The sequence below is a fragment of the Salinarchaeum chitinilyticum genome (assembly GCF_055390775.1).
Genome location: NZ_AP043888.1, coordinates 616,634 through 638,265, shown reverse-complemented (window position 1 = coordinate 638,265; position 21,632 = coordinate 616,634). Strand labels below are relative to the sequence as shown.

Annotated in this window: 25 protein-coding genes, 1 tRNA gene and 2 pseudogenes; 11 read left to right on the top strand and 17 right to left on the bottom strand. The window is 59.8% G+C overall.

Annotation, left to right across the window (positions count from 1 at the left end):
- Positions 1-35 precede the first annotated feature (35 nt).
- Genes ndk through rpl7ae form a run of 4 tightly spaced genes read right to left on the bottom strand, consistent with a single transcriptional unit; the run spans position 36 to position 1,464 of the window.
- On the bottom strand, positions 36-494 hold the full coding sequence (gene ndk / locus ACZ5KP_RS03150; protein ID WP_460919810.1) for a nucleoside-diphosphate kinase: 459 nt from the start codon (positions 492-494) through the stop codon (positions 36-38).
- Positions 491-868 (bottom strand): 50S ribosomal protein L24e, encoded by a 378-nt coding sequence (locus ACZ5KP_RS03145; protein WP_460919808.1) that lies wholly within the window; start codon positions 866-868, stop codon positions 491-493. The genes ndk and ACZ5KP_RS03145 overlap by 4 nt, the downstream gene beginning before the upstream one ends.
- Positions 869-870: 2 nt before the next feature.
- Positions 871-1,095: a 30S ribosomal protein S28e gene (locus ACZ5KP_RS03140; RefSeq protein WP_020445117.1), complete on the bottom strand. Its 225-nt coding sequence runs from the start codon at positions 1,093-1,095 to the stop codon at positions 871-873.
- Positions 1,096-1,101: 6 nt separating this feature from the next.
- The gene (rpl7ae, locus tag ACZ5KP_RS03135; protein ID WP_460919805.1) at positions 1,102-1,464 is read right to left on the bottom strand and encodes a 50S ribosomal protein L7Ae; all 363 of its coding nucleotides are present in this window, start codon (positions 1,462-1,464) and stop codon (positions 1,102-1,104) included.
- Positions 1,465-2,287: 823 nt separating this feature from the next.
- Here rpl7ae and ACZ5KP_RS03130 point away from each other — a divergent pair.
- The 3 genes from ACZ5KP_RS03130 (at position 2,288) to ACZ5KP_RS03120 (ending at position 5,203) form a co-directional block, all read left to right on the top strand.
- The gene (locus ACZ5KP_RS03130) at positions 2,288-2,854 is read left to right on the top strand and encodes a hypothetical protein (RefSeq protein ID WP_460919803.1); all 567 of its coding nucleotides are present in this window, start codon (positions 2,288-2,290) and stop codon (positions 2,852-2,854) included.
- Between the two features lies 1 nt (position 2,855).
- Positions 2,856-3,806, top strand: coding sequence for a tyrosine-type recombinase/integrase (locus tag ACZ5KP_RS03125; RefSeq protein ID WP_460919801.1), 951 nt, complete (start codon positions 2,856-2,858; stop codon positions 3,804-3,806).
- 95 nt (positions 3,807-3,901) lie between these two features.
- Positions 3,902-5,203: a hypothetical protein gene (locus ACZ5KP_RS03120; protein ID WP_460919799.1), complete on the top strand. Its 1,302-nt coding sequence runs from the start codon at positions 3,902-3,904 to the stop codon at positions 5,201-5,203.
- A gap of 285 nt (positions 5,204-5,488) precedes the next feature.
- Here ACZ5KP_RS03120 and ACZ5KP_RS03115 read toward each other — a convergent pair whose 3' ends face one another.
- Both ACZ5KP_RS03115 and ACZ5KP_RS03110 read right to left on the bottom strand, forming a co-directional pair.
- Entirely contained in the window at positions 5,489-5,752 is a 264-nt protein-coding gene (locus tag ACZ5KP_RS03115; protein ID WP_460919797.1) for a hypothetical protein, read from the bottom strand.
- Positions 5,749-6,192 (bottom strand): hypothetical protein, encoded by a 444-nt coding sequence (locus tag ACZ5KP_RS03110; RefSeq protein WP_460919795.1) that lies wholly within the window; start codon positions 6,190-6,192, stop codon positions 5,749-5,751. The genes ACZ5KP_RS03115 and ACZ5KP_RS03110 overlap by 4 nt, the downstream gene beginning before the upstream one ends.
- 170 nt (positions 6,193-6,362) lie before the next feature.
- Between ACZ5KP_RS03110 and ACZ5KP_RS03105 the strand changes: the two genes are divergently transcribed.
- A complete protein-coding gene (locus tag ACZ5KP_RS03105) occupies positions 6,363-6,548 on the top strand; it encodes a DeoR family transcriptional regulator (RefSeq protein ID WP_460919793.1) in 186 nt (61 codons plus the stop codon).
- An 11-nt stretch (positions 6,549-6,559) separates the two neighbouring features.
- Here the strand turns inward: ACZ5KP_RS03105 and ACZ5KP_RS03100 are convergent, their stop codons facing one another.
- The gene (locus ACZ5KP_RS03100) at positions 6,560-7,081 is read right to left on the bottom strand and encodes a type II toxin-antitoxin system antitoxin SocA domain-containing protein (RefSeq protein ID WP_460919791.1); all 522 of its coding nucleotides are present in this window, start codon (positions 7,079-7,081) and stop codon (positions 6,560-6,562) included.
- A 32-nt stretch (positions 7,082-7,113) separates the two neighbouring features.
- Positions 7,114-7,818: a hypothetical protein gene (locus tag ACZ5KP_RS03095; RefSeq protein WP_464761875.1), complete on the bottom strand. Its 705-nt coding sequence runs from the start codon at positions 7,816-7,818 to the stop codon at positions 7,114-7,116.
- 159 nt (positions 7,819-7,977) lie between these two features.
- Between ACZ5KP_RS03095 and ACZ5KP_RS03090 the strand changes: the two genes are divergently transcribed.
- Positions 7,978-8,631 (top strand): recombinase family protein, encoded by a 654-nt coding sequence (locus ACZ5KP_RS03090; protein WP_460919787.1) that lies wholly within the window; start codon positions 7,978-7,980, stop codon positions 8,629-8,631.
- An 8-nt stretch (positions 8,632-8,639) separates the two neighbouring features.
- Here ACZ5KP_RS03090 and ACZ5KP_RS03085 read toward each other — a convergent pair whose 3' ends face one another.
- From ACZ5KP_RS03085 to ACZ5KP_RS03075, 3 genes and pseudogenes are all read right to left on the bottom strand, one after another.
- The gene (locus tag ACZ5KP_RS03085) at positions 8,640-8,936 is read right to left on the bottom strand and encodes a DUF3892 domain-containing protein (protein WP_460919785.1); all 297 of its coding nucleotides are present in this window, start codon (positions 8,934-8,936) and stop codon (positions 8,640-8,642) included.
- A gap of 233 nt (positions 8,937-9,169) precedes the next feature.
- A pseudogene (locus tag ACZ5KP_RS03080) lies at positions 9,170-9,517 on the bottom strand (TIR domain-containing protein); the annotation flags it as partial.
- Between the two features lie 165 nt (positions 9,518-9,682).
- Positions 9,683-10,234 (bottom strand): annotated as a pseudogene (locus ACZ5KP_RS03075) (TATA-box-binding protein); the annotation flags it as partial.
- A gap of 612 nt (positions 10,235-10,846) precedes the next feature.
- On the opposite strand from ACZ5KP_RS03075, the gene ACZ5KP_RS03070 reads away from it, so the two are divergent.
- The 4 genes from ACZ5KP_RS03070 (at position 10,847) to ACZ5KP_RS03055 (ending at position 13,663) form a co-directional block, all read left to right on the top strand.
- Complete coding sequence (locus ACZ5KP_RS03070) at positions 10,847-11,320, top strand: hypothetical protein (protein ID WP_460919783.1); 474 nt, start codon at positions 10,847-10,849, stop codon at positions 11,318-11,320.
- Positions 11,313-11,561: a hypothetical protein gene (locus tag ACZ5KP_RS03065; RefSeq protein ID WP_460919781.1), complete on the top strand. Its 249-nt coding sequence runs from the start codon at positions 11,313-11,315 to the stop codon at positions 11,559-11,561. The genes ACZ5KP_RS03070 and ACZ5KP_RS03065 overlap by 8 nt, the downstream gene beginning before the upstream one ends.
- A 149-nt stretch (positions 11,562-11,710) precedes the next feature.
- Positions 11,711-12,481, top strand: coding sequence for a hypothetical protein (locus tag ACZ5KP_RS03060; protein ID WP_460919779.1), 771 nt, complete (start codon positions 11,711-11,713; stop codon positions 12,479-12,481).
- Between the two features lie 291 nt (positions 12,482-12,772).
- On the top strand, positions 12,773-13,663 hold the full coding sequence (locus tag ACZ5KP_RS03055; RefSeq protein WP_460919777.1) for a dihydrodipicolinate synthase family protein: 891 nt from the start codon (positions 12,773-12,775) through the stop codon (positions 13,661-13,663).
- A 7-nt stretch (positions 13,664-13,670) separates the two neighbouring features.
- On the opposite strand, the gene tmcA is transcribed toward ACZ5KP_RS03055, so the two are convergent.
- The 5 genes from tmcA to ACZ5KP_RS03030 all read right to left on the bottom strand — a co-directional run bounded on the left by tmcA (position 13,671) and on the right by ACZ5KP_RS03030 (position 19,018).
- Positions 13,671-16,121 (bottom strand): tRNA(Met) cytidine acetyltransferase TmcA, encoded by a 2,451-nt coding sequence (gene tmcA / locus ACZ5KP_RS03050; protein WP_460919775.1) that lies wholly within the window; start codon positions 16,119-16,121, stop codon positions 13,671-13,673.
- 97 nt (positions 16,122-16,218) lie between these two features.
- The gene (locus tag ACZ5KP_RS03045) at positions 16,219-17,286 is read right to left on the bottom strand and encodes a CNNM domain-containing protein (RefSeq protein ID WP_460919773.1); all 1,068 of its coding nucleotides are present in this window, start codon (positions 17,284-17,286) and stop codon (positions 16,219-16,221) included.
- A gap of 98 nt (positions 17,287-17,384) precedes the next feature.
- Positions 17,385-17,534 carry a DUF7344 domain-containing protein gene (locus ACZ5KP_RS03040; RefSeq protein ID WP_460919771.1) on the bottom strand — a complete coding sequence of 50 codons (150 nt, stop codon included), beginning with the start codon at positions 17,532-17,534 and terminating at the stop codon, positions 17,385-17,387.
- Positions 17,535-17,618: 84 nt separating this feature from the next.
- Positions 17,619-17,692 (bottom strand) — tRNA-Lys (locus ACZ5KP_RS03035).
- A gap of 51 nt (positions 17,693-17,743) precedes the next feature.
- Entirely contained in the window at positions 17,744-19,018 is a 1,275-nt protein-coding gene (locus ACZ5KP_RS03030) for an MFS transporter (RefSeq protein WP_460919769.1), read from the bottom strand.
- 224 nt (positions 19,019-19,242) lie between these two features.
- Here ACZ5KP_RS03030 and ACZ5KP_RS03025 point away from each other — a divergent pair, with 224 nt between their 5' ends.
- Positions 19,243-20,694, top strand: a complete 1,452-nt coding sequence (locus ACZ5KP_RS03025; RefSeq protein ID WP_460919767.1) for a DHH family phosphoesterase — start codon at positions 19,243-19,245, stop codon at positions 20,692-20,694.
- A gap of 310 nt (positions 20,695-21,004) precedes the next feature.
- Here the strand turns inward: ACZ5KP_RS03025 and ACZ5KP_RS03020 are convergent, their stop codons facing one another.
- A complete protein-coding gene (locus ACZ5KP_RS03020) occupies positions 21,005-21,319 on the bottom strand; it encodes a PRC-barrel domain-containing protein (protein ID WP_460919765.1) in 315 nt (104 codons plus the stop codon).
- A gap of 126 nt (positions 21,320-21,445) precedes the next feature.
- Here ACZ5KP_RS03020 and ACZ5KP_RS03015 point away from each other — a divergent pair, with 126 nt between their 5' ends.
- Positions 21,446-21,631, top strand: a complete 186-nt coding sequence (locus ACZ5KP_RS03015; RefSeq protein ID WP_460919763.1) for a hypothetical protein — start codon at positions 21,446-21,448, stop codon at positions 21,629-21,631.
- The last annotated feature ends 1 nt before the right edge of the window (position 21,632 follow it).

Genomic DNA, 21,632 nt, shown 5'->3' with positions numbered 1-21,632 from the left:
GTGCCGGCGGAAAATCGCGGGAGTCGCGGAACTGGCTACTCGTAGAGCCAGGTCTCGTCGATGCGCTCGTAGTCGACCAGTTCGTCCTCGTCGAAGAACAGGTCGATCTCCCGCTCGTTCGCGCCCGGATCCTCGTTGTCGGAGCCGTGGATGACGTTCCGACCGAGGTCCAGACCGAAGTCGCCCCGGATCGTCCCGGGTGCGGCGTCGGCGGGATCGGTCGCGCCCATCATTCGGCGGACCTGTCGGGTTACGTCCTGGCCCTCCCAGACCATCGCGAAGACGGGTCCGGAGGTGATGAAGGAGACGAGGTCGTCGAAGAAGGGCTTGTCCTCGTGCTCGCCGTAGTGGTCCTCGGCGAGATCCTGGTCGATCTGCATGAACTTGCCCGCGACGAGCTTGAGCCCGCGCTCCTCGAGCCGCGAGACGATCTCGCCGATCAGCCCGCGCTGGACGCCGTCGGGCTTGACCATCACGAAGGTGCGCTCGCTCATTCCTCGTCGTCCTCCGACTCCTCGTCGGCGTCGTCCGCGGACGCGTCCGCTGCGTCGTCGGACTCGTCGTCCGCCGTCGCATCGGCGTCGGCGTCCTCGGCGTCTGACTCCGCTTCCTCGGTGTCCGACTCCGCTTCCTCAGTGTCCGACGCTGCTTCCTCGGTCTGCGTCTCGCCTTCCTCGGCGCGACGGAGCTCCTCCGCTTCCTCGTCCTGGATCCACTCCAGGTCTCGGGGCTCGCGGCCGAGGTCGGCGTTCTTCTCGCACTTCGAGGAGCAGTAGTGGATCGTGGCCCCGTCGGTGCGTACGAGCATCGTGCCCGTGCCCGGGGGGATCTCGTCGCCGCAGTAGTCGCAGTCTCGGGTCTGGGGCATCGTTACTGACCTCCGATGGAGTCGGCCTCGCGGGCCGTCTCGCGCAGCTGGAGCACGTCGCCCTCTCGGACGGGGCCCAGCACGTTGCGCGTGATGATGCGTCCCTGGTTGTCGCCCTCGCGGATGCGGCACTTGACCTGCATGGCTTCGCCGTGCATGCCGGTCTTGCCGACCACCTCGATGACTTCAGCCGGCGTGGAACCGGCCTCGGACTCTTCGGCGCTCATGGGCGATTACCGGAGTTCCTCGACCTTGTCGGCGATGTCCTCGACGTCCTCATCGGCGTCGCCGGCGTCGACGACGGCCGCGGCCGCGGAGCCGACCTCGAGGCCGGCAGCGTGGCCGACCTGGTCCTGTTCGTCGACGAAGACGAACGGGACGCCCTTCTCGTCGGCAAGCTCGGGGAGATGCATGACGATCTCCTCGGGCGTGACGTCTTCGGCGATGAGGACGAGCTCGGCGTTGCCTCGCTCGATGGACTTCGTCGCCTCGTTCGTTCCCTTCTTCACCTGGCCTGTGTCCCGCGCGACCTCGAGCGCCTCGAGGGCGTCGTCCTGAAGGTCCGCTGGGACGTCGAAATTGACGTATACTGGCATTGGATCACCTCCTGCACTCGGGCTCGGGCTCCCCTGCCGTACCGGCCGCCTCTTCGACGTACCGGGCCCGCCGTGAGCGGGCGTAGTCCTGTGTGGCTAGGAGCTTCATCAACCCGGCGCAGGCTGTACTCCGTTCTATCGGAGTGGTCCATTAAAAGCGTGTTCAAACGTACGCCGGCGTGGCAGCCCTCCGCACGGGCAGCTATGTGGGTGTGAATGAGTCTTACGCTGCGTGACTCGGCTACTGAGAAATGCAATTGCTGACCGCGGAGTGATTTGGACAGCAGACAGCTTGGAAGCCCCCTCCCGCTCGCGCCCTCTGACTCGCTGTCGCCGAAAATCGAAGATTTTCGTGATGGCGAAAGAGCTGCGCTCTTTCGAACCACGCGCTTCGCTCGTTCGCTCCGCTCACTCGCTGCAGTGCTTACGTCGTCGGAGGGCGCGAGCGGTCGGCCCCTTCCAGTCCCACCCGGTGGATTGAGGTGGGTCTTCGCTCAGGTGGATCGCCAGCAAGCGGAAACCTGGGGGCGATCCCCAGTGCTGAGAACGAACAATTTCCCGCCGCACTTCACTCGCCGAGCCGTTCTCAGGGTGGGGCTGACCGAGAGCGAAGCTCTCGCGAGGTACGGAAGATCTCCGATCTTCCGATACTCCGGAAGGGGCCGACCGGTCGGCGGATGTAACGAAGTAAGCACTGCAGCGAGCGATAGCGAGCGAAGCGCGTGGTTCGAAAGAGCGCAGCTCTTTCGTCATCACGAAAATCTCCGATTACAGCTTGAAAATATAGATAACTTCTATATGGCTCCCTCTATGTCATTGGTGTATGGGAGAAAGAGTACAGATCAATCTCCTAGTGAATGAAGAACAGAAAGCTGAATGGGAGGATTACGTCGAAGAGTCTCGAGAGTATTCCTCACTCTCTCAGCTCATCAGATCTGGAGTGGAAGCGGAGATTAATCGGGATAGCGAGTCTACCCCTTCGAGTTCTCCTGCTCTATCTACCGATATACAGGAGCTGAAAGAGGACTTAGACCGAGTCCGTAAGGATGTCCGTTGGCTCCGTGAGCAGGAGCAGGACGAGGTAGATATCTCTGATCTCGCCCAGACTCTCTACGACGGTCTAGAGCCGCTCCCGGAACCAACATCCGAGATCGACGTTCCCGAGGACGCTGATCCCCAGCAGCATCGTAGGCAGGTTGCAGCAGTCCAAGTGATCGATCCCTCCGGGCCAGACGGCGAGCGTTCTCCGCAGACGACACGAGCGCTCGCGGATCGCTTAGGAGCCGACGAGTCGCGGATAGAGGATGCTATCGAGCACCTTGAGGACAATTTCCTGCCCATCGTTTCCGTCGAGATCCAGGGCCAGACCCACTACTTCAAGGAGGAATAAGATGCACGAGCGAATCCAGACCTACGTTGATATTCTCCAAGGCAAAGACAAGGCCGAGAGCACCGTCACGGAGTATACGAAGGGCTTGGAGCTATTCTCGGAGTGGTTGGCTGAGGAGGACATTGAACCGGAAGACGTCTCTTCTCGGGACCTCCAGCGCTATCTCGGCTACCTCAAAGGCGAGAAGGGGTATGCCCCGAAGACGATCCGGCTGAAGTTTGTCGCAGTCAACCAGTTCTACGAGGACATGGTAGCCGAGGGGGATATCGACCACAGTCCTGCGGAGCATATCGAGGTGAGTGACTGGGCTCCAAAGCGGACCAAAAAGGAGGAGATCACCAAAGAGCGTCGGGTATGGATGGAGAAGGAAGAGCTTGAGCAAGTAGTGGAGAACGTGCCTGCTCCGCAGGTACGAAATCGACTGCTGATCCTCTTCCAGTACTACACTGCACTCCGTCGCCAGGAGGTATGTGACGTGAAGATCTCGGACCTGAACCGGGAGGAGCGCAAGGTCCAGGTTCGGGGCAAGAACGGGACGATTCACACCGCTCACTGGCAACCGAGAATGGATACTTTGCTGACGGCTTGGCTCGACGGAGGCTATCGGAACGGATCACCATATTCCCGTGAGAGCGACTATCTGTTTCTCACGGAGTCGAGCCCGCAGCTGAGTGGGAGCCGCCTCAACGATATCGTCAAGCAGGCTGCCGAGAACGCAGGCATCCAGGAGGTCCTCTACACCAATGCTGGTGGAAACAAGCAGTATAAGATCACCTCGCACACCCTCCGGCACTCCTTCGGGATGCACTTCCTCGAGAACGGCGGGTCGATAGAAGCACTGTCCAAGAACCTCGCTCACTCCTCAGTCACGACCACCGAAATCTACGGTGAGATTCAGGACGAACGGGCGGGGGAGGAGTACGAGAAGTACGCTCCCACGCTCGATATCTGATCTTCTGCTTCACTCTGAGAGAGTTTGAGTAGGTTAATTCTCGTTAGAACAAAGGCTGCCAAAGGATTATCCTTGGATACGGCTAGAAACCTGTTATGAGCGATGAAGTTCCCAGACGGCGTTACTTGAGACTATTTGGAATCTCTGGATTAATCGCTTCAGCAGGCTGCGTTAGCAACTCCGACAGTGGTGATTCTGACACCAACGATTCCACTGGGAGCGGCGGCCAAAATCAGTCAGATTCTGAATCAGGAAGCGGAGACGTAGGATCGGATTCAGACGGTGAAGCAGGAACTGACACAGACGGCGGGGGAGAAGACGACGGAAGTTCCGACGGAGACTCAACCTCATCAGATACAGAGGCGCCTGTGATTCACGATTTCTCTCTATCAGGCCAGGAATTTGAACCAGGCGACACCATGGAAATCGACGTTGAAGTGACTGATCAGTCCGAGATATCACGGGTGTATTTTCGGTTTGAGCACGTAGATGACGGTGGTGCTGTATTCGATGCGTATCGAGATTTTTCACCACCAGTCGATGACGGGACGTATACGATAGAGTACAGCTGGCCCGAGAATACGCCAGGAGGAACGTACGAAGCCACTCAAATCTCTTCAGAAGACAGCATCGGAAACATCGCAGGTTGGGGTGAGGAATTCCCTACAGAGAAAGGCCGGATAGAGATTAACGCAGATTCATCGGACACCACTGGACCTACGATTGAGGATTTCTCGATCTCTGCTGATACCTTTGAGCCCGGTGAGAGCATGGAGATTGACGTTGAAGTCACCGATGAAACTGATATCGAACGTATATATTTCCGGTTTGAGCACGATGACGGCGGAGGTGCCGTTTATGACGCTTATCGGGACTTCTCACCTCCCGTTAGCAGCGGTACGTATACAATCGAGTACCAGTGGCCGGAGAACACTCCAGGTGGATCATACGTAGCAACGTGGATCTTTGCCCGCGATAGTATCGGAAATCAGCGACAGTGGGCGGACTCCTTCTCTGAAGAGAAAAAGACGATCCAAATCGATTCGGAGAACCAGGATACCGACGGTCCAGTCATCCACGATTTCACTGTCTCGAACGACACCTTCGAACCGGGGAGCACCATGCAAATCGATGCAGAAGTTTCCGATGAAAGTGGTATCACACGCATCTATTTCCGGTTCGAGCACACGGATGGAGGAGGGGCTGTCTTCGATGCGTATCGTGATTTCTCTTCGCCCGTAGAAGATGGGACCTATACCATTGAGTACCAGTGGCCAGATGATACACCAACGGGGGACTATATTGCGACCTGGATTTTCGCTGAGGATTCAGTCGGGAACACCCAGGGCTGGAAGGAGGAATTCTCCCAAGAGAAGCGGACTGTAGAGGTAATTTGAACCGGTTCCTCCCACCCAGAACGGTTTCCTCCCGACGTTCGCCGTGCAACCATTCCTTTCCCGAACGCCATACCCCCATTCCGCCGGAACCTGGAGTCTAGGCTCCGAAGGTAAAGACTTCGACCGAACGGCGCTACGGCGTTCTAAGCCGATCCGAGGGTGATCCGACCGGGAACCACGGGCACCATCGTCGCGGCGATGCTACCCCCCTTCCCGTCCGATTTGCCCCCGCCCTACGACCACCCGCTACCCCCGCCAACCCACCGGTAGACCCTCCGGAGCAGCTCATATCTGATAGGGGTTCTTGTCCTCCTCACTCTCGATAGACCAAGATCCTCCGTAGAGGATTCCTGCGACAGTATTCCACCGGTTGATGGGACCGATGAGCTCATCCATATCCATGCGCTGGGCGAGCTCCTTCGGTGTATCCTCGAGGTCAGTCTCCTCTTTCATCCGAGCCCCTTGCGCGGCAATCTGACCGGCAACCTCCTCGCCCATCCCGAAGTGCGAGCGTAGCTCCTCGCGGAACTCCTCTTCGAAAGAGGTCATTCTTGGAGAGCTACCTTCCCGTAGTAGAGGTGGCAGAACTCCTCGATAGCAGGGTCGTCGAACTCCCGGAGGTCTTGCTCACGCTTCCGTTCGGAGTGATCCCCGTGGAGATCCCTATCCAGCTGCTGCTCGTAGTAGTGCTGCCCCAGATCGATGACCTCACCGACGATATCGATGCCATCGAGGCTGTCCTCTACATCGTAGCGAACCGTCACGTCCTGCCCCATTTCGTTGCCCTGGTTGGATCGATACGTGGAGGAGTGGACCGAGATCTCGTCAGTAACAAGCTCCTGGGCCTCATCGTGGAAGTCGGTCTTGAGATCCTCATCGAGCTTCCCGCACGCTCGGATGTTGATCGTCAGTTCGTCCTCTTCGCGCTCTACTCTCGTGGTGATCTCCTGCTGGGAGTCCGGGATCACTGTCTTGAGTCGCTTTGACATAGTGCTCGCAGCAGAACGCCTCGGTAGCCTCGTTGATATATCTATCTCTAACAAGCACGGGTTTAGATAGACTATTTGCACCCATAAAATCCGTACAAGAGACTGGCCTCTCAATGCTCGGTTAAGCGAGCATGTCGGAAGACGAACGGAGTGGGCCATTTACGCAGGACGTGAGCGACGAGGAAATCCTCGAGTTCATCGAACAAGAGGAGGTAGTCTCTACGCAGGAGGTTGCTGAGGAGTTCGACTATCACATTCAGACGGCCAGACGGCGGCTGAAGGAGTTAGAGCAAGGGGGTGAGATCAAGAGAAAGGACGTGGGGAAGCGGTTCGTGTGGTGGATTCCGAAGAAGTAACCTCGGCCCAATTACGCCTCAGAATCCAAGGGGTTAGCGCCATCGATAATAGAGCTAATTGACATTCCTCGATACCGGTCCTTTTCTCGTTTCTCAATCCCAAGCATATCAAGACTTAAATTTTCGAGTTCCGATCCACTCTTGTCCGAGAATTCCTCAGCGATCTCATCCAAGTGCTCCTGCTCTTCAGGGCACAATCGGTGCTCGATATCTGAGATCTTGTTTTCTCCATCGGGAGTTATTTTGATGCGGTGTTGCATCCTTGATGAGTCTTCATCAATATTACCGCTGTATTTCAGATTGTCAAGCTCATCAAGCACCTCTTTGCTGAAAGGCCCGTATTTGAAGATATGGAAATCAAAGGATTCCATCTGCGGCTCCGATATTAGGTCCTCTTCAGATGTATCGAAGTGTTCAGCAAAGAAAGCGAGCTTCATTAACTTCTTACGTCCAAATACCTTGCCAGCATCGCTACTCTGGGAGAGTAAATATAGCAATTTTTCTTTCTCGCTAACGCTTCCCCTTTGGCTCATGAGTGATAATATCGACCGCAAAGTTTAATAAATTACCGACCTATCCCGAATTCCTGTGTCAATATATCTTTAGTTTCTTCAAGAGGTGTAATGTCATGATCTCCAGGGTTAATAGGGGCTGGAATTGTGGCGACGTATCGATTATTTTGCGAATAAAATGAGTCTAGTTCTGGGGAGAGATATTCATACTGGGAGATGAGATCCCTTGCTCTATTAGAGTTTGAAGAATCAGTTAAAGGGAAATACATAGCCAATAGGGAATAGTCTCCGTCTCCGTACGCTTGGACATTGTCACGATGTTCCTGGAGATTATCGAGAATATTCGAGCTTGTTGCCATTCTTTTTACACCGATATCACACAGTGGCATCTCGTCCCTATGTACTGTAATATCAAAATCGTCTGTGCCCGTCATGGACTCGGGAGAACAGCGAAGGCTTAGCTCTGAAGACATATACTGGCAGAATAATTGATTGATCATGTCTCCATGGTAGAATGAGTTATGCACCATATCCATTTGTCCATTTCTTTGTATTGCTCTTCTCTGAGAATCACTAAGGAGGGTATCTAATACTTCCTCGATGTATTGGTCCAGATCACCTCTACTTAAGTCCCAACTCGGGGACGCCTCCCAGTGAGAGGGTTCGAAGCAAGAGACAGAGAAAATGTGCTCTTGTGTGTTTGTATCAACGCTAGGGAATGCAGACAGAAGAGCTTCTTTGTAGACAAACTCCGGCATTCAGTTGGCAACTAATTCACGGGGAGAGGCTAAAAATGCATTCCTCAATTATGCATTCAGCTATCTATCTGTAATAATATCGGTCTGGATTATATTCTTCCACACCAAAAATGGAGTTAACAACTCCGTTTATATGCCTTCATCCCAGCGGCTGCGCCGATGCCTACGGCCATCTACGCCCGTGTATCCACAGAAGAGCAGAACCTTGAGCGTCAACTGGACAGCACTCACGAGTACGCTGAGAACGACCTCGGTGAACCGCTGTCGGACCTAGAAGTATACCGGGACAAGTCCACTGGCACAGACACAGCCCGCTCCGGCTACAAGGAGCTGATGCAGTCCGTCGAAGCTGGCGAGGTTGACCACGTAGTTGTCCATGAGATCTCCCGGCTGGCCCGTTCCCTCCAGGACCTCGAGCGAACCGTCTCACGAGTCACAGACAACGGCGCTGCAGTCCATTTCGTTCGGGATGGGCTATCCTTCGGGGACGGAAAAGAGCGGCCTATGCACCGGCTACAGATGCAGATGCTCGGAGCCTTTGCGGAGTGGCAGGCCAGGGTGAAGCAGATGAACACCAAGGAGGGCATTGCTGCTCGGCAGCAGGAGGACGGCTATCATCATGGCAGACCTCCGCTCGGGTTCGAGAAGGACGAGGGGCAGCTGATCGAGGGGCCGAACTACGATCGAGTCTGTGCCGTTCTGGACATGGTGCAGAAAGAAGAGCTGTCGAAGCGGAAAGCGGCAATAGAATTAGGGACTTCAAGAGCGACTATAACTCGCGCTCTCAAAAGAGGGCAACTTTACGTGTTGTAGCTGTCACATTAAATGTCATCTGGACAGGAATCCAGGTTGTCGAGATTGTCCGATCTAATCTGGTTGCCGTCTGTCCGGATATACTCTCCGTCAACGGTATGAACATCATCTCCTTCTACCCATCCCCCTTGAGCGTCAGAATAATAGCAAGTTTTTACATTCTTGTTGGAGTCATCAATATCAGATATGACCGTCTCTTTCGTCTTTGTGCCGTTCACGAATTTATCCACATTATCTCCGTAGCCAACGCTGAGGATATCTCCGTCGGTGCCTTTGTTTACGCATTTTATATAATAGTCGATCATTTCCTAGATCTAATTCCCAAGTGATTGTCCTCCACTAAATAATTTTGTGGGCATTTCGCTAGTATTGTTCGGGAGATCGAGCAGCAACTCTGCCCATGAGATAAGAGTACTCAGATGGATCAAATTACGCTGTTCTATCGAACGGGGCAACCAATACTTAAAGTATAGCCATTTCGCGCCCCCCGAACGAAAACGGTCGTTTTCGTACAGGTCCCTCCTCTGCGAGATCGTGGTTATTGATCAGAAACGAGTTCTGATACGGTTCCAGCAACTGCAGATATATTGTCGGAATCAACCTCTTCTGCAAGTAGATCAGCCAAGAGCGGGCTCTCTTGCCTAATAGTGGATTGATCAATTTCATGCCATAGCGGGAGAATCACCTTGTCCTCCTCCATATGGCGGGAAACAAGGCTATTGAGCTCATAATTTGTCCACTTCTTATCGAAAAAGTTCTCTGAGAGCACAACGATGCCGTATTCTGAGCTCGTAAGACCTTGATCAATTGACTCCCGGAGACTATCGCCCAAACTCAATTCAAACTCGTCGTACCATACCCTGATACCCCGATCTGACAATTCCTGAGCTAATGGCCGGACGATTTCTTCCTTATCCTCGCTGGCATGAGAAATGAATACATCGTAATGAGATTCCCTTTCAGATTGATCTGTTTTGACCCCCACATTATCTTTCTCAGTCCCTTCATTCTCCGCCTCATTGGATTCTGTATCAGATGGTTCAGTAAGCTCGATTCCAGACTTTTGGAGCTTTGCAGCAAATCGTCGGATGGCAGCCTGTATATCTCCCGATCGTCTAGCACCAGTGACTACTACTTTCCCGGAACTGAAGAGGAGGATAACTACAAAAGGATCACTTAATTGGTACACCAGCCCTGGGAATTGAGAAGTATCAATTTCTACATTCTCAAGGCCGAGGCCAACTGCTGCTGTATTTAGGTCAACAGCGACATTGAGATCCGCGGAGGCCACGAGATTTTGGAACGCGAGATCCGGATCACTAGGGACATCGATCCCGCAGTCTCGTAGTTCTTCGAAAAACACCCAAAGAGCTTGATGAACTCCGTTGATTGACTTTACACCAGTGCAAACGAGCTTCCCGCTCCTAAATAGGAGGAAAGCCGCTCTTGGATCCGTGGTCCGATATACCAAACCTGGAAACTGAGACGGATCATACTCTCCCTCCTCTAGAGAGTCTGCAAGGCTTTCAAGATCAACCTCTTGTCCGATCGAAGAGGATGCAACGATATTCTCAGTCTGAATAGATTTTACGACTGTCGCCATGTCGAGATTGGTCATCTACAGAACGTTTGCAAATAATGAGTTTTGAATGTTACTCTGCTGAGTTGTGGAGATCGGTTATTTCCCAACTTAGGCCCGCAAGTGTATGCACTTGCATGGGGAGGACGGGATGTTAACCGTTCTCCATGTTCCAATACCCGAGATCGGCAAACTTCTGGCCGTATACTCCTACAGGCCGGAGAATAATCCATTGCTCATCTCTAGCGATTCACTGAATCACCATTGACGAACTCATTCCAACGGCCATTCTGAGGCCATTGGTTCACCCATTCACTGAGCCCATTGCAAGAACGTAGACTAGGCGCTAGTATGGCTTCATAGGGAATGGCCGTCATTGAGCTGAAATCTGGAGAAGGGGGGTGGTAGTGGTGGGGATTCTGCATTGCCATTTGAGCTCTCTAGCAGAACCGATGTATCCTAGCCTAGTGAATGATCGAGATAGCGCGTGTCAGGTGAATGATAACATTCAATTCTATTTTCTCCTGCTCACGACGGCCATATAGAGATATTCTTTACCTACATCCATATCTTTAATTTACTTTGTTTATATAATATTGAATATCAATTATAGTGGTGGGGGACCACTACCCCACCATGGGCCAGAACGATGCCCAAGAATGGGGTGACGAGGGGGCGGGAAGCCCCTCCAGTAGCTCCGATACGGAAAACGATGCACAGAACGCAAAGCAGCAAGACCTCCAAGAAGTGGAGGTTGTGGAGGACGACACGGTACGCACCTCTGGGGTAGATGCGCTGGCGACCTTCTCGGAGGACGAAGGCCCGCTCTCAGCACGGATCCTTCCGGTGGTCAAGAGAGGGAGCACCTCTTGGCGAGTCGTAATCTACAGCGAGGGTGTCCAAGGTAGTCTCTACGAGTCCGAGAAGAAGATCACCGACGAGGTTGCTGATGCTCTTGGCATCAGCCCACGGCTCCAGCAACGGATCAACAACGGCCTGGAATACGCTCATCAGGAGCTTGACCTCCCTAGGGAACTGGCTGACGCGCAGCGCCAGAAGCGGTCTCTGCACGAACTCGAGGTCATGATGGAGGACGACGAGAATGCCTGAACCCCGTAACATCCACCAGTTCGTCAGTAGCTACGAGACCTTCTCAGAGCTGCTTGAGGAAGCCGACTCCGAGCAGTCCAGCCACGAACTGTTAGCAGCCGTCGAGGGGCTCGGTCAAGAGGTTCAGGAGATATCCGGAGCCGATCCGGATACCCTCGGCCCGCGAGTGTGTGGCTGGCTCTGGTTGCTCTGGGAGGATATTCATGACGAGGACCCAGAAGCTCCGGAGATGATCGTATAGCAGTCGCTCTCGGTAGTATAGCGCCGGAAAACGGGGAGGATCCCCGGCTTGCACCCTCTCCTCCCCGTTGGTGGCAATAAGGTTTGCGACTAGACACGAACCGATCGCCACCCAACGGCTCGAAAGAGTGATAAATCTAAGCAAAGAGAATGACCTTGACTGACACGGAAGAACTGAATTACAGAGTAGATCAGGAGCTCTACGAAACCTGTCGCTATGACGTGGTTCGGCAATCGGATCAGTGGGACTCCGTAGCTGACCTGACGAGAGCAGCCATTAAAGCTGAAATCACTGATCTCCACGGCACTGCAAAAGGAGGGCGAGTCGCGAGGAAGCTCGTCCGGCGAGTGGACGATATCCGTGAGATCCAGGAAGAGGCTCCGGAAGCTAGTGCTGAGGCGAGAATTGAAGGGAGCGATTCAATGCGGTCGCTCACTGCCGCGATCCCCAAAGAGCACGCAGGGATGCTCAAGGATCTTACCGATGAGACGGAACTGTCTCCCTCGGAAGCTGCTCGATATTGTCTCTTCAAGTATCTATCTGAGGAGATCGATAAAGACGAACTGCTCCAAGAGTGGCAAGACCGGAAGATTACCAAAACCTGGGTGAACCTCCGGAATAGTCTCGTGGAGCCAAAAATCGGTCTCCATCAGGTACTGACCCGCCGCTTCCGGCTGCTCAAGAAAACGCCTTACTTCATCCGGGATGACCCTCAAGCCTTCCGAGATTTTGCAGAGGTCTACAAGGCTGACTTTTACGAAACTGACCTTTACGACCAACTGCAGGGGGTTTACGATGATAGGACGTTTAGCACAGTGGAGAGTATGATCGAGGAGTATACTGATATTGTTCTGGACGCTGATTCAGATCTCCCGGATGACTTTCTCGAAGATATGAGGGATATCAACGAGGATTGGTAGATGCACTACGCACTACGAATCCGTAGTTCGTAGTGCAAAATAAGTATAGAGGAAATCTACAATCTCGATATAATAATCTTCGATTTTCGGCGACAGCGAGTTAGATCCGTCAAGCGGGAGGGGCTTCCGCGCCGGGTCGCTGTCAAGCCGATTCCCACGCTCCGCTCTGATTTCCCTAGTAGTCGAAGAACGTACTTCCACCGTCAACACGCGAGACGACCCTCATCACCAGCCCCAGATCGAGCTACCGGGAGGGCAAGTGCTTTCGGCCAGCGAGCCGCAGGCCAGGGTATGACGGATCTTCAGACCGCACTCGCGGGAGAGACGCCGCCCCTCGTGACGCCGTTCGACGACGACGGCGCCGTCGACCACGACGCACTCGCATCGGTCGTCGAGCACGTCGAATCGGGCGGCGTCGACGGCCTGTTCCCGTGTGGCACCACCGGAGAGTTCGCGAGCCTGACAGCAGCGGAACAGACGGCGACAGTCGAGACCGTCGTCGACGCGAGCGACGAGGCGCCCGTCGTCGCGGGCATCTCTGCGCCCGCGATCGACGACGCCGTCGCGCGAGCCGAGGCCGCTGCCGACGCCGGAGCCGACGCCGTCGTCGCCACGCCGCCGTACTTCCACACGTCGGGCGATCCGGCCGGCGTCGAGGCGTTCTTCGCGGCGGTCGCGGACCGATCGCCGCTCCCGCTTCTGTTGTACAACATCCCGGTCTACGTCGGGAGCTCGATCGACCCGACCACGGCCGCCAGCCTCGCCAGCCGCGAGGACGTCCTGGCAGTCAAGGACTCCAGCGGCGATCTCGACTACACCCTGGATCTCGTCCGGGAAACGCCCGAGGAGTTCCTCGTCCTGCAGGGCTACGATACGCTGCTCCTCCCTGGCCTGCGGACGGGACTCGACGGCGGCGTCAACGCGCTCGCGAACGTCGTGCCGGAGGTGTTCGATGCGATCCTCGACGATCCCCACGGCGAGACTGCACGGCAGGCGAGCGACGCGATCGCGCCGCTGTTCGACGTCTGCGGAGAGCACGGGTTCGCGAGCGTAGCGAAGGCCGGCCTCGTCCAGCGTGGCGTGATCGAGAGCGACGCGGTACGGCCACCGCTGACCGCGGTCCCCGACGACGAGTACGACGCCGTCGGCGCGGCGATCGAGAACGCATTCGACGCGATCTAACGCCCGATCAGGCCCCGTCGCCCTGACCGTCCTCGGCGCTCCTGCCGCCCGGAAGCGTCTCGCCCTCCAGCGCCGGGGTCTCGTCCTCGTCGAGATATCGCGCTCGCTCGGCGAGTGCCACGTCCGTCCCGTAGAGTGACACGAGCGGCTCGAAGGCGTCGCCGTACTCTCTCATTGCCATCCCCGTCGAGTGGTAGCCCAGGTCCGCGGCGACGTCGTCCCAGGTCCAGGACTGCAACGCCTTCCTGACGAGGAGCCGCTCGGCGTCGGCGTCGAGCGCCTCCGGATCGAGCGGGTCGAGCAGGTGGCGGGCTGCCAGCGAGCGGAAGGGACCGGGCGCGACGTCGGCAAGCCCGGGGCCGTAGGACGCGCCGGCGACGACGCGCCACTCCCAGTCGGTGCAGTTCAGCGGCGGTGCTGCAGTCGCGTCGGTCGCGCGCAACGCCGTTCGCACCACGTCCGGGTCGGCGTCGTCGAGCGCGTCGCCGAGCACGTCGCCGATCCGCCGGCCGAACCGCCGCGCTGTGCGGTCGTGGAGCTCCTGGCCAGCCTCCGAAATCGGATCGACCATCAGCGCGGAGTACTCGCCGCTCCGGTCGTTGCGGGTGGTCGCGAGGTGGACGGTCCGGTAGCCACAGTTCGCCCAGAACTGCAGGAGCCCGGGGGTCGCGCCGTAGCCGACGCCGAGCCAGTCGAGCCCGCTACCCTCCCGCTCGGCGTCTGTCGGCGTCGGTGCGTCGGTCCACTCCGGGAGTCCGTCGGTCGCCTCGGTGCGAAGCCGCGCGAGCAAGCGCGAGCCGAGGCCGCGGCGTCGCGCAGCGGGGTGCGTCGCGACCCGGAGCACGCGGGCGCCGACCGGCACCGCGGCGCGCTCGTCGCGGAGCTGGCTGGTGAACACGTCCGGCAGCATGTGGCCGCGGATCCGCTCACCGTCGTACATCGCGGCCCGGCGCTCGGGGCCGAGCCCGCCCTCGCGTGCGAGGAGCGCGACCGCGGCGACGTGCCCGTCTTCGACCAGTGCGCGAACGGCGACGTTCGGCGCGTCAAGCACGCGGGCGAGATCGTCGGGCTCCGTGCGGTAGTGCGCGAGCACGAGCAGGCCGAACGCCTCGCGAAGGAGGTGCTCGTCGGCGAGGAGGTCGTCCGGCGGCAGTCGCCGGTACTCGACGCTCCCCGGCGTCGCGTCCTCGACGACCTGCTCCACGGCGGGACGCGCGTCGAGCAGGAGTGCGTCGAACGCCCAGGCCTCGATCGGATCGCCGGCGGCGTACCGGATCGGCTCGTCGAGTCGAACCTCCGTTTCCTCGTGGCGGCTCTCTTCCAGCCGGTCCCGGAATCGGACCGAGAAGCCGCGTCCAGCGCCCTCGTACCCGTGGATCGTCGTCGCGAAGGCGATCCGGTCGGCAGCGAGTAGCGCTTCGAGACGGGTGACGGGCAGCGCCGCGGCCTCGTCGACGATCACGACGTCCGGAGAAGCCGATGCGGTCTCCTCGTCGGCGACGGCGTCAGCCGCGTCGGCGGGATCGAGGAACCGCACGCGCCCGCTATCGTGATCGCCACCACCGGTGCCGTCCGATCCGTCGTCCTGACCGACTCGAATCTCCGTCGGCGGATCGCCGTCGGTGACCACGTCCAGATCGAGGTCGGCCAGCACCTCCCGGACGCGCTCGAAAATCGCCGCTGCCGCGTCGTACTGCGGCGCGGTGACGAGCACGTCTTCGCCCCTCGCGGCGTAGGCGCCGGCAGCGAGTCCCGCCGCACTGGACTTCCCGCGACCCCGGTCCGCTTCCAGCACGACCGCGGCTGGCCCCGGATCGAGCGCTTCGAACGCCGCGACGGCCTCGGCCTGATCGTTCGTGCGACAGCGATCGTAGACCACTGACGGGAACGTCGTGTCCGCTGGCCGGCCGCCGTCGCGACCGTCCTCGAGCCGCGGTGCGGGGTCGGTGAGCCCGTCGTCTTCGATCCACTCGCCGTCGACGTCCACGATCGCGATGCCGCGGTGGACCTGGAGCCGCTCGAGAAATCTGCGCTTGAACCGGCCACCGACGTCGTCGGCGTCGAAGGGCGGGACCGCGAGCCGCTGGTCGAACGCGTCTCTGTGTTCCGCCCACTCCGAGAGCGGCGGTGCGAGGACGAGGAACAGGCCGCCGCCGTCGACGGCGCCGACGACCTGGCCGACGGCGTTCGGGCGGAGCGCCTCGTGGGTGTCGAGAACCACTGCCTCGCGAGTCGTCCCCAGCAGCGCGTCTGCGCGGTCGGTCGCGACCGTGTTCGCCGGGAGCTGGTTCGGGGGACCGACGACGGTCACGTCGCCAAAGTCGATGTCGGCCGCGCCGAGGACGAGCCGGGCGGCTTCCAGTCCCGCCTCCCGCTCGCCGGCGAGCACGATGCCGCGGCGCTCTTCGGAGCGTTCGGCCTCCGAACGAAGCGACCGGGCGAGTGCCGCGAGATCCATACACTCACCCTGTCGGGGAAGCCACAAGGAGCTTTCTCTCGCGGTGGTCGACGCGAGAACTATCGGGCTCGGCCGCGTGTAGCTCGCGGCCGTCGCCTCACTCGACGCCGCTGCGCTCGTCCATCGGATCGCGCACGTCGCCCATGATGGTCTCGAGTGCGTCCGTGACCGTCACGAGCCCGACGAGCTCGCCGTCCTCGCGGACGAAGGCCAGCTCCTGGCTCTCTCGCTGGAACGCGTCGATCGCCTCGCTGACGGTCGTGTCGAACTCGAGCCAGAGCGGGTCGTGGGCCAGGGACTCGAAGTCGATCTCGTCGTTGGCCAGTGCCTCGCGATGCTCGAGGAGCTCCGGGATGTAGACGATGCCGCGGAAGTCTTCGAGCCCGTCGCCGACGAGCGGGAACCTGGTGTGTGGGCTGCCCGCGATCCGCTCGACGTTGGTCTCCTGGTCCTCGTTCGCTCGGATCGCGAGGATCTCCTCCGGCGGAACGGCGATCTCGCCGATCGGCCGTTCGCCCACGGTCATCGCGTTGAGGATCTCGGTCTGGCGTTCCTCGGGGAGGTCGCCGGCTTCGAGCACTTCGTCCATTCGGGCGTGGAGTTCGGCGCGGGACTCGATCGTCTCGACCTCCGTCTCGAGCCACTCGCCGGACATCTGGACGCCGAAGAGCGCGAGCGTCTTCTTCGCGACCCAGTCGCCCAGCGTGATGATCGGCGCGATCGAGCGGTAGAAGTAGTACAGTGGCGTCGCGCCGTACCGGCAGACGGTCTTCGAGCGCTCGACGCCGAGGTAGGTCGGCGTCTGCTCGCCGTGGGTGAGGTGGACGAGGTTGATGATCAGGAAGGCGAGGATCGCACCGGCACCGACGGACGCCAGCGCGGTGTTCTGGAACACCGGATGGAACAGTGCCGCCAGCGCGGGCTCCGCGACGATCCCGACCGCGATCGAGGAGCCGGTGATTCCCACCTGACAGCTCGTCAGATACAGCTCCAGGTCGTTGGTCATCTCCCAGGCGCGGCGGAGCCCCGGCTCGTCGAACTCCTCCTCGGGGTACTGTCTCGCGCGGGTAAGCGCGAACTCGATCGCGACGAAGAAGGCGTTGGCGAGGATCAGCGCCAACCCCGCGACCAGTCGGATCGTGATCTCGAGGGTCGAGAGGGCCATCCTGCCCGGCACGTCGAACACCAGCCGGATAAATCACCGACAATCGGCACGCCCCGGACGAGGTCGGGCGCACCGGGTATCGGTTACGCTCCTCCCGGTCACGCCTGCTGGATCCGGCGTGCGTCCGCGTCGTACACGAGAACGCCGTAGTCCTCGAGCTTCGGCAGATGCATATGGTGGAGCGCGAGTCGGAGCGAACGCGGTTCACTCGCTGCGAGCGTAGCGAGCAGCGAGTGAGTTTTCCCCACGGTTTTGCGACTGAATGGTTCCCGCAGCGAAACAGCGGCGAAGCCGCTGTTGAGCGAGGATACCCGAAGGAGAAAAAATGGGAGCGGGCCGGGAGGGATTTGAACCCCCGACCGACGGATTAAGAGTCCGTCGCTCTCCCTAACTGAGCTACCGGCCCTCGCTCATCGCTTCCCCGCTGGCAAGTAAAGGCGTTTCGTTACCACTGCCGCTACCACTTGCGCAATCCGCCGGGGCCGTGCGTCCGGACGAGGATCGCGAAGAACGTCAGCGCGCCCGTCACCGCGAACGCGCCGCCGACGTAGAACACCCACGCCATTCCCAGCGAGGTCATCAGCCAGCCGCCGAGGAGTGGTCCGGCGACGCTGCCCGGGCGCCAGATCAGCTCCCGGATGCCGAAGCTGGACGCGACGCCCTCGCCGTCACCTTCGTCGGCGAACAGCGCCATGCTCGCCGGCTCCCGGAAGGCGTCGGCGATGCCGAGCAGCGCGGAGAATCCGACGAGCGGGAAGTAGGCGGCCGGAACGGTGCCGATCAGCGGGAGGCTGACCGCCGTGCCAGCAGCGGTGCCGATCCAGCTCGAGGCGGGGATCGCGATCGCGATGAGGCCGTAGGTGCCCCCGCCGGCGAACACGAACGCCGCGCGACCCCGCCGATCGGAGAGTCGGCCGGTAACGGGCTGGAAGAGCATGTTGGTGAACTTCTCGGATGCGACGGTGAAGCTGATCGCGAGTCCGCTGACGGCGAGGCCGCCGTCGGCGACCGCAACGCCGGCGTAGATCGGGATCCAGGTGCGGACGAGCGTGACTGCGACGGCGTACTGGAGCCGGAAGCTCGCGATCGTCGCGATCTTGCGGTTGACCGCGAGATCGGAGAACGGGAACCCTTCGATGCGCGTCTCGTCGGGCTCGAGAAAGGCGTAAACGCCGACCCAGGCGACGACCATCAGCACGACGATGACGAGGAAGACGGGGCCGAACCCGAGCGCGTCGTAGATGAGCCCGGCAGCGATCGAGCCGAAGATCGACGCGGCCAGCCCGGCGGCGTTGGCCTTGCCGATCGCGTTCGCGCGGGAGCTGCCGTGCGCGATCTGGCCGACCAGCGAGAGGCTCATCAGTCCAGTCCCGGTGACGGCGATCCCCTGGAGGGCCCGCATTCCGATGAATCCCCACGGCGAGGCGACCAGCGGGAAGAGTGCGTAGACGACGATGCCGATGCCGAGCGTGAGCAGGAGGACGGTTCGCTTGTCGTAGCGATCGCCGCCCCAGGCGATCGGGATCACCGCTGCCGTCTGCGCGAGCGTGAATCCGGAGGTGAAGAGGCCGATGACGATCCCGGCGCCGATGGTGAGCCCGAAGATCGTCGTCGCCGACGGATCGAGCTCGGTGATGTAGGGCCCCAGTAGCGTCGTGAGCGCGATGAACCCGAACCCCTCCGCGAAGCGCGTCAGGTAGAGCGACCAGAACTGGAGCCGACGTTCGTTCACGCTCTGCCGGGATCGGTGCCGGAGTAAGGCCGTTTCGTTTCACGCGGCTTGCCGGTTCTCGCCGGTTTCGCTCCACGGAGTCCCGACCCTCGACGGACCGCTACCGTCCCGACAATCGCCGATGGCACCGCAGAACACGGGCCAGAATCGCACGACTGGACTGCAGCCGTCTGGAAACGAAATGTCGGGACCGTTAAGGGGACGGGTCCGGTACGACGGCGCATATGAGCACCGGGGTCACCGTCACGTCGATGTCGACCTATGCCATCCTCGGCTGTGGCAGCGTCGGCCACCTCGTCGCCGAGGAGCTCGTCGAGCAGGGCAAGGACCTGCTCATCATCGATCGGGACGAGGGCCGCGTCGAAGCGCTTCGCGACCAGGACCTCGACGCTCGCACTGCCGACATCCGGGACGAGGACGTCGCAGAGGAGGTCGCGACGATGGACGTCGTCCTGATCATGTCATCCGACGTCGAGTCCAACAAGGAGGCCGTGCGGAACATCCGCGAACAGAGCGGCGACGCCTTCGTCGTCGTCCGAGCGAGCGATCCCGTCGCCGGCGACGAACTCGAGGAACTCGGCGCCGACGTCGTCATCAATCCCTCCGACGTCATCGCGGACTTCGCGCTTCGATCGCTGGAGTCCGGCGAACTCGAGCACAAGGCGACCAGGCTCGAGGACGTCCTCGCGGCGAGCGAGTCACGCGTCGCGATCGTCACGCACAACAACCCAGATCCGGACTCGATCGCCAGCGCCGCCGCGCTCCAGGCCATCGCCGAGCACGTCGGCGTCGAGGCGGACATCATCTACGTCGGCGAGGTCGGTCACCAGGAGAACCGCGCGTTCGTGAACTTGCTGGGCATCGATCTGCTGGACTGGGCCGACGTCGACGCTACCGAGTACGACACCTTCGCGATCGTCGATCACGAGCAGGCGACGGGCGACTCCTTCGAGTTCGACGTCGACATCCTCATCGACCACTACGAGCCGGAGGCCGAACACGACGCCGAGTTCGTCGACGTGCGCCCGAACATGTCCTCGACGTCGACGATCATGACGAAGTACATCCAGGAGTTCGACATGACCGTCGAGGAGGAGGTCGCGACCGCGCTCCTCTACGGTATCCGTGCAGAGACCCTGGATTTCAAACGCGACACGAGCCCCGCGGATCTCACCGCTGCGGCCTATCTCTACCCCTTCGCGAACCACGACACGCTCGAGCAGGTCGAGTCGCCGTCGATGTCGCCCGAGACGCTCGACGTGCTCGCGGAGGCGATTACGAATCGCGAGGTCCAGGGCTCTCACCTCGTCTCCAACGCGGGCTTCCTCACCGATCGCGAGGCGCTCGCCCAGGCCGCCCAGCACCTCCTCAACCTCGAGGGGATCACCACCACCGCCGTCTTCGGCATCGCCGACGACAACATCTACCTCGCCGCTCGCTCGAAGGACATCCGGCTCAACATCGGCCGGGTGCTCGACGACGCCTTCGGCGAGATGGGCGAGGCCGTCGGCCACTCCACGCAGGCCAGCGCCGACATCCCGCTCGGCATCTTCACCGGCATCGAGGTCAACGAGGACAACCGCGACACGCTCCTCCAGCTCACCGAGGAGGCCGTGAAGACCAAGCTCTTCGACGCGATGGGCGTCGAGGGCAGCGAGAGCACGAACGGAAGCTAACCACCGTTTTTGCCGCCGGGACGCCGCCAGCTAGCGCTCCTCTACGCAATCCACCGCGCATCGCGAATTTCGACCACCCACAGGTCGGGTGGGACTGGAAGGGGCCGACCGCTCGGCGATATCTGACGAAGTAAGCGATGACGAGCGAAGCTCGTCAAGTGCCGGAGGAAACCTCCGGCCACCGCAGGCGAGCGGAGCGAGCCGAGGAGCGCAGCGAGTCAGGATCGCCGAGCGGGAGGGGGCTTCCGGGTTGTTTGCTGTCGCTCCCGTCGGATACGCAAATCCTGAAGAAGCAGGAACGTCCTCGAATCTACGCCATCACGTCGTCGTCTTCGACGCCGAGCCGTTCCACGACGTCGCTGACGATGACCACGTCGCCGACGTTTCGAACCCAGCGGTAGGGGACGATCGCGCCGCGTTGCCCGGACTCGAGCTGGCCGGCGAGCAGGTCGGCGTTGATCTCGCCGAGCGCGAGCCCAGTGACCGCCTGTGCGCCGACGTCGAGGCGGACGTCCTCTACCTCGCCGACGTAGACGCCGTTGTTCGTGTAGACTTCGCGACCGACGAGCGTGGTGAGCTCCTCGAGGCCGCCCTCGGACTGGGCTCCGCCGTGAGACGCTTCCATGTGGCCGAAGTCGAGGGGCTGGTTCTTAACTCTTGGCGGAACGAGGCGTGCGATCGACTGGCCGCTGACGATCGTTCAGACCGGGCATCCCAAAACCGATGTATTCGGGCCAAAGTGTGCGGAACGATGCCCGCATCGAGACAGCGAGACATGTTCTACATGCTCTTCGCCATCCAGTTCGTCGTGGTCGGGTCGGAGATCACCGCTTCGGAGGGGCCGATTCTGATGCTGATCGGCATACTGGCGTCCGTGATACTGTTCCTCAGAGAGTGTGCGCGAACGCTGGGGGAAGCACTGAACGCTCGGCGCTAGG

Coding starts and splice junctions, on each gene's coding strand:
- ndk (WP_460919810.1), bottom strand. CDS start 494: ATGAGCGAGCGCACCTTCGTGATGGTCAAGCCCGACGGCGTCCAGCGC.
- ACZ5KP_RS03145 (WP_460919808.1), bottom strand. CDS start 868: ATGCCCCAGACCCGAGACTGCGACTACTGCGGCGACGAGATCCCCCCG.
- ACZ5KP_RS03140 (WP_020445117.1), bottom strand. CDS start 1,095: ATGAGCGCCGAAGAGTCCGAGGCCGGTTCCACGCCGGCTGAAGTCATC.
- rpl7ae (WP_460919805.1), bottom strand. CDS start 1,464: ATGCCAGTATACGTCAATTTCGACGTCCCAGCGGACCTTCAGGACGAC.
- ACZ5KP_RS03130 (WP_460919803.1), top strand. CDS start 2,288: ATGGGAGAAAGAGTACAGATCAATCTCCTAGTGAATGAAGAACAGAAA.
- ACZ5KP_RS03125 (WP_460919801.1), top strand. CDS start 2,856: ATGCACGAGCGAATCCAGACCTACGTTGATATTCTCCAAGGCAAAGAC.
- ACZ5KP_RS03120 (WP_460919799.1), top strand. CDS start 3,902: ATGAGCGATGAAGTTCCCAGACGGCGTTACTTGAGACTATTTGGAATC.
- ACZ5KP_RS03115 (WP_460919797.1), bottom strand. CDS start 5,752: ATGACCTCTTTCGAAGAGGAGTTCCGCGAGGAGCTACGCTCGCACTTC.
- ACZ5KP_RS03110 (WP_460919795.1), bottom strand. CDS start 6,192: ATGTCAAAGCGACTCAAGACAGTGATCCCGGACTCCCAGCAGGAGATC.
- ACZ5KP_RS03100 (WP_460919791.1), bottom strand. CDS start 7,081: ATGAGCCAAAGGGGAAGCGTTAGCGAGAAAGAAAAATTGCTATATTTA.
- ACZ5KP_RS03095 (WP_464761875.1), bottom strand. CDS start 7,818: ATGCCGGAGTTTGTCTACAAAGAAGCTCTTCTGTCTGCATTCCCTAGC.
- ACZ5KP_RS03090 (WP_460919787.1), top strand. CDS start 7,978: ATGCCTACGGCCATCTACGCCCGTGTATCCACAGAAGAGCAGAACCTT.
- ACZ5KP_RS03085 (WP_460919785.1), bottom strand. CDS start 8,936: ATGATCGACTATTATATAAAATGCGTAAACAAAGGCACCGACGGAGAT.
- ACZ5KP_RS03070 (WP_460919783.1), top strand. CDS start 10,847: ATGGGCCAGAACGATGCCCAAGAATGGGGTGACGAGGGGGCGGGAAGC.
- ACZ5KP_RS03065 (WP_460919781.1), top strand. CDS start 11,313: ATGCCTGAACCCCGTAACATCCACCAGTTCGTCAGTAGCTACGAGACC.
- ACZ5KP_RS03060 (WP_460919779.1), top strand. CDS start 11,711: ATGACCTTGACTGACACGGAAGAACTGAATTACAGAGTAGATCAGGAG.
- ACZ5KP_RS03055 (WP_460919777.1), top strand. CDS start 12,773: ATGACGGATCTTCAGACCGCACTCGCGGGAGAGACGCCGCCCCTCGTG.
- tmcA (WP_460919775.1), bottom strand. CDS start 16,121: ATGGATCTCGCGGCACTCGCCCGGTCGCTTCGTTCGGAGGCCGAACGC.
- ACZ5KP_RS03045 (WP_460919773.1), bottom strand. CDS start 17,286: ATGGCCCTCTCGACCCTCGAGATCACGATCCGACTGGTCGCGGGGTTG.
- ACZ5KP_RS03025 (WP_460919767.1), top strand. CDS start 19,243: ATGAGCACCGGGGTCACCGTCACGTCGATGTCGACCTATGCCATCCTC.
- ACZ5KP_RS03020 (WP_460919765.1), bottom strand. CDS start 21,319: ATGGAAGCGTCTCACGGCGGAGCCCAGTCCGAGGGCGGCCTCGAGGAG.
- ACZ5KP_RS03015 (WP_460919763.1), top strand. CDS start 21,446: ATGCCCGCATCGAGACAGCGAGACATGTTCTACATGCTCTTCGCCATC.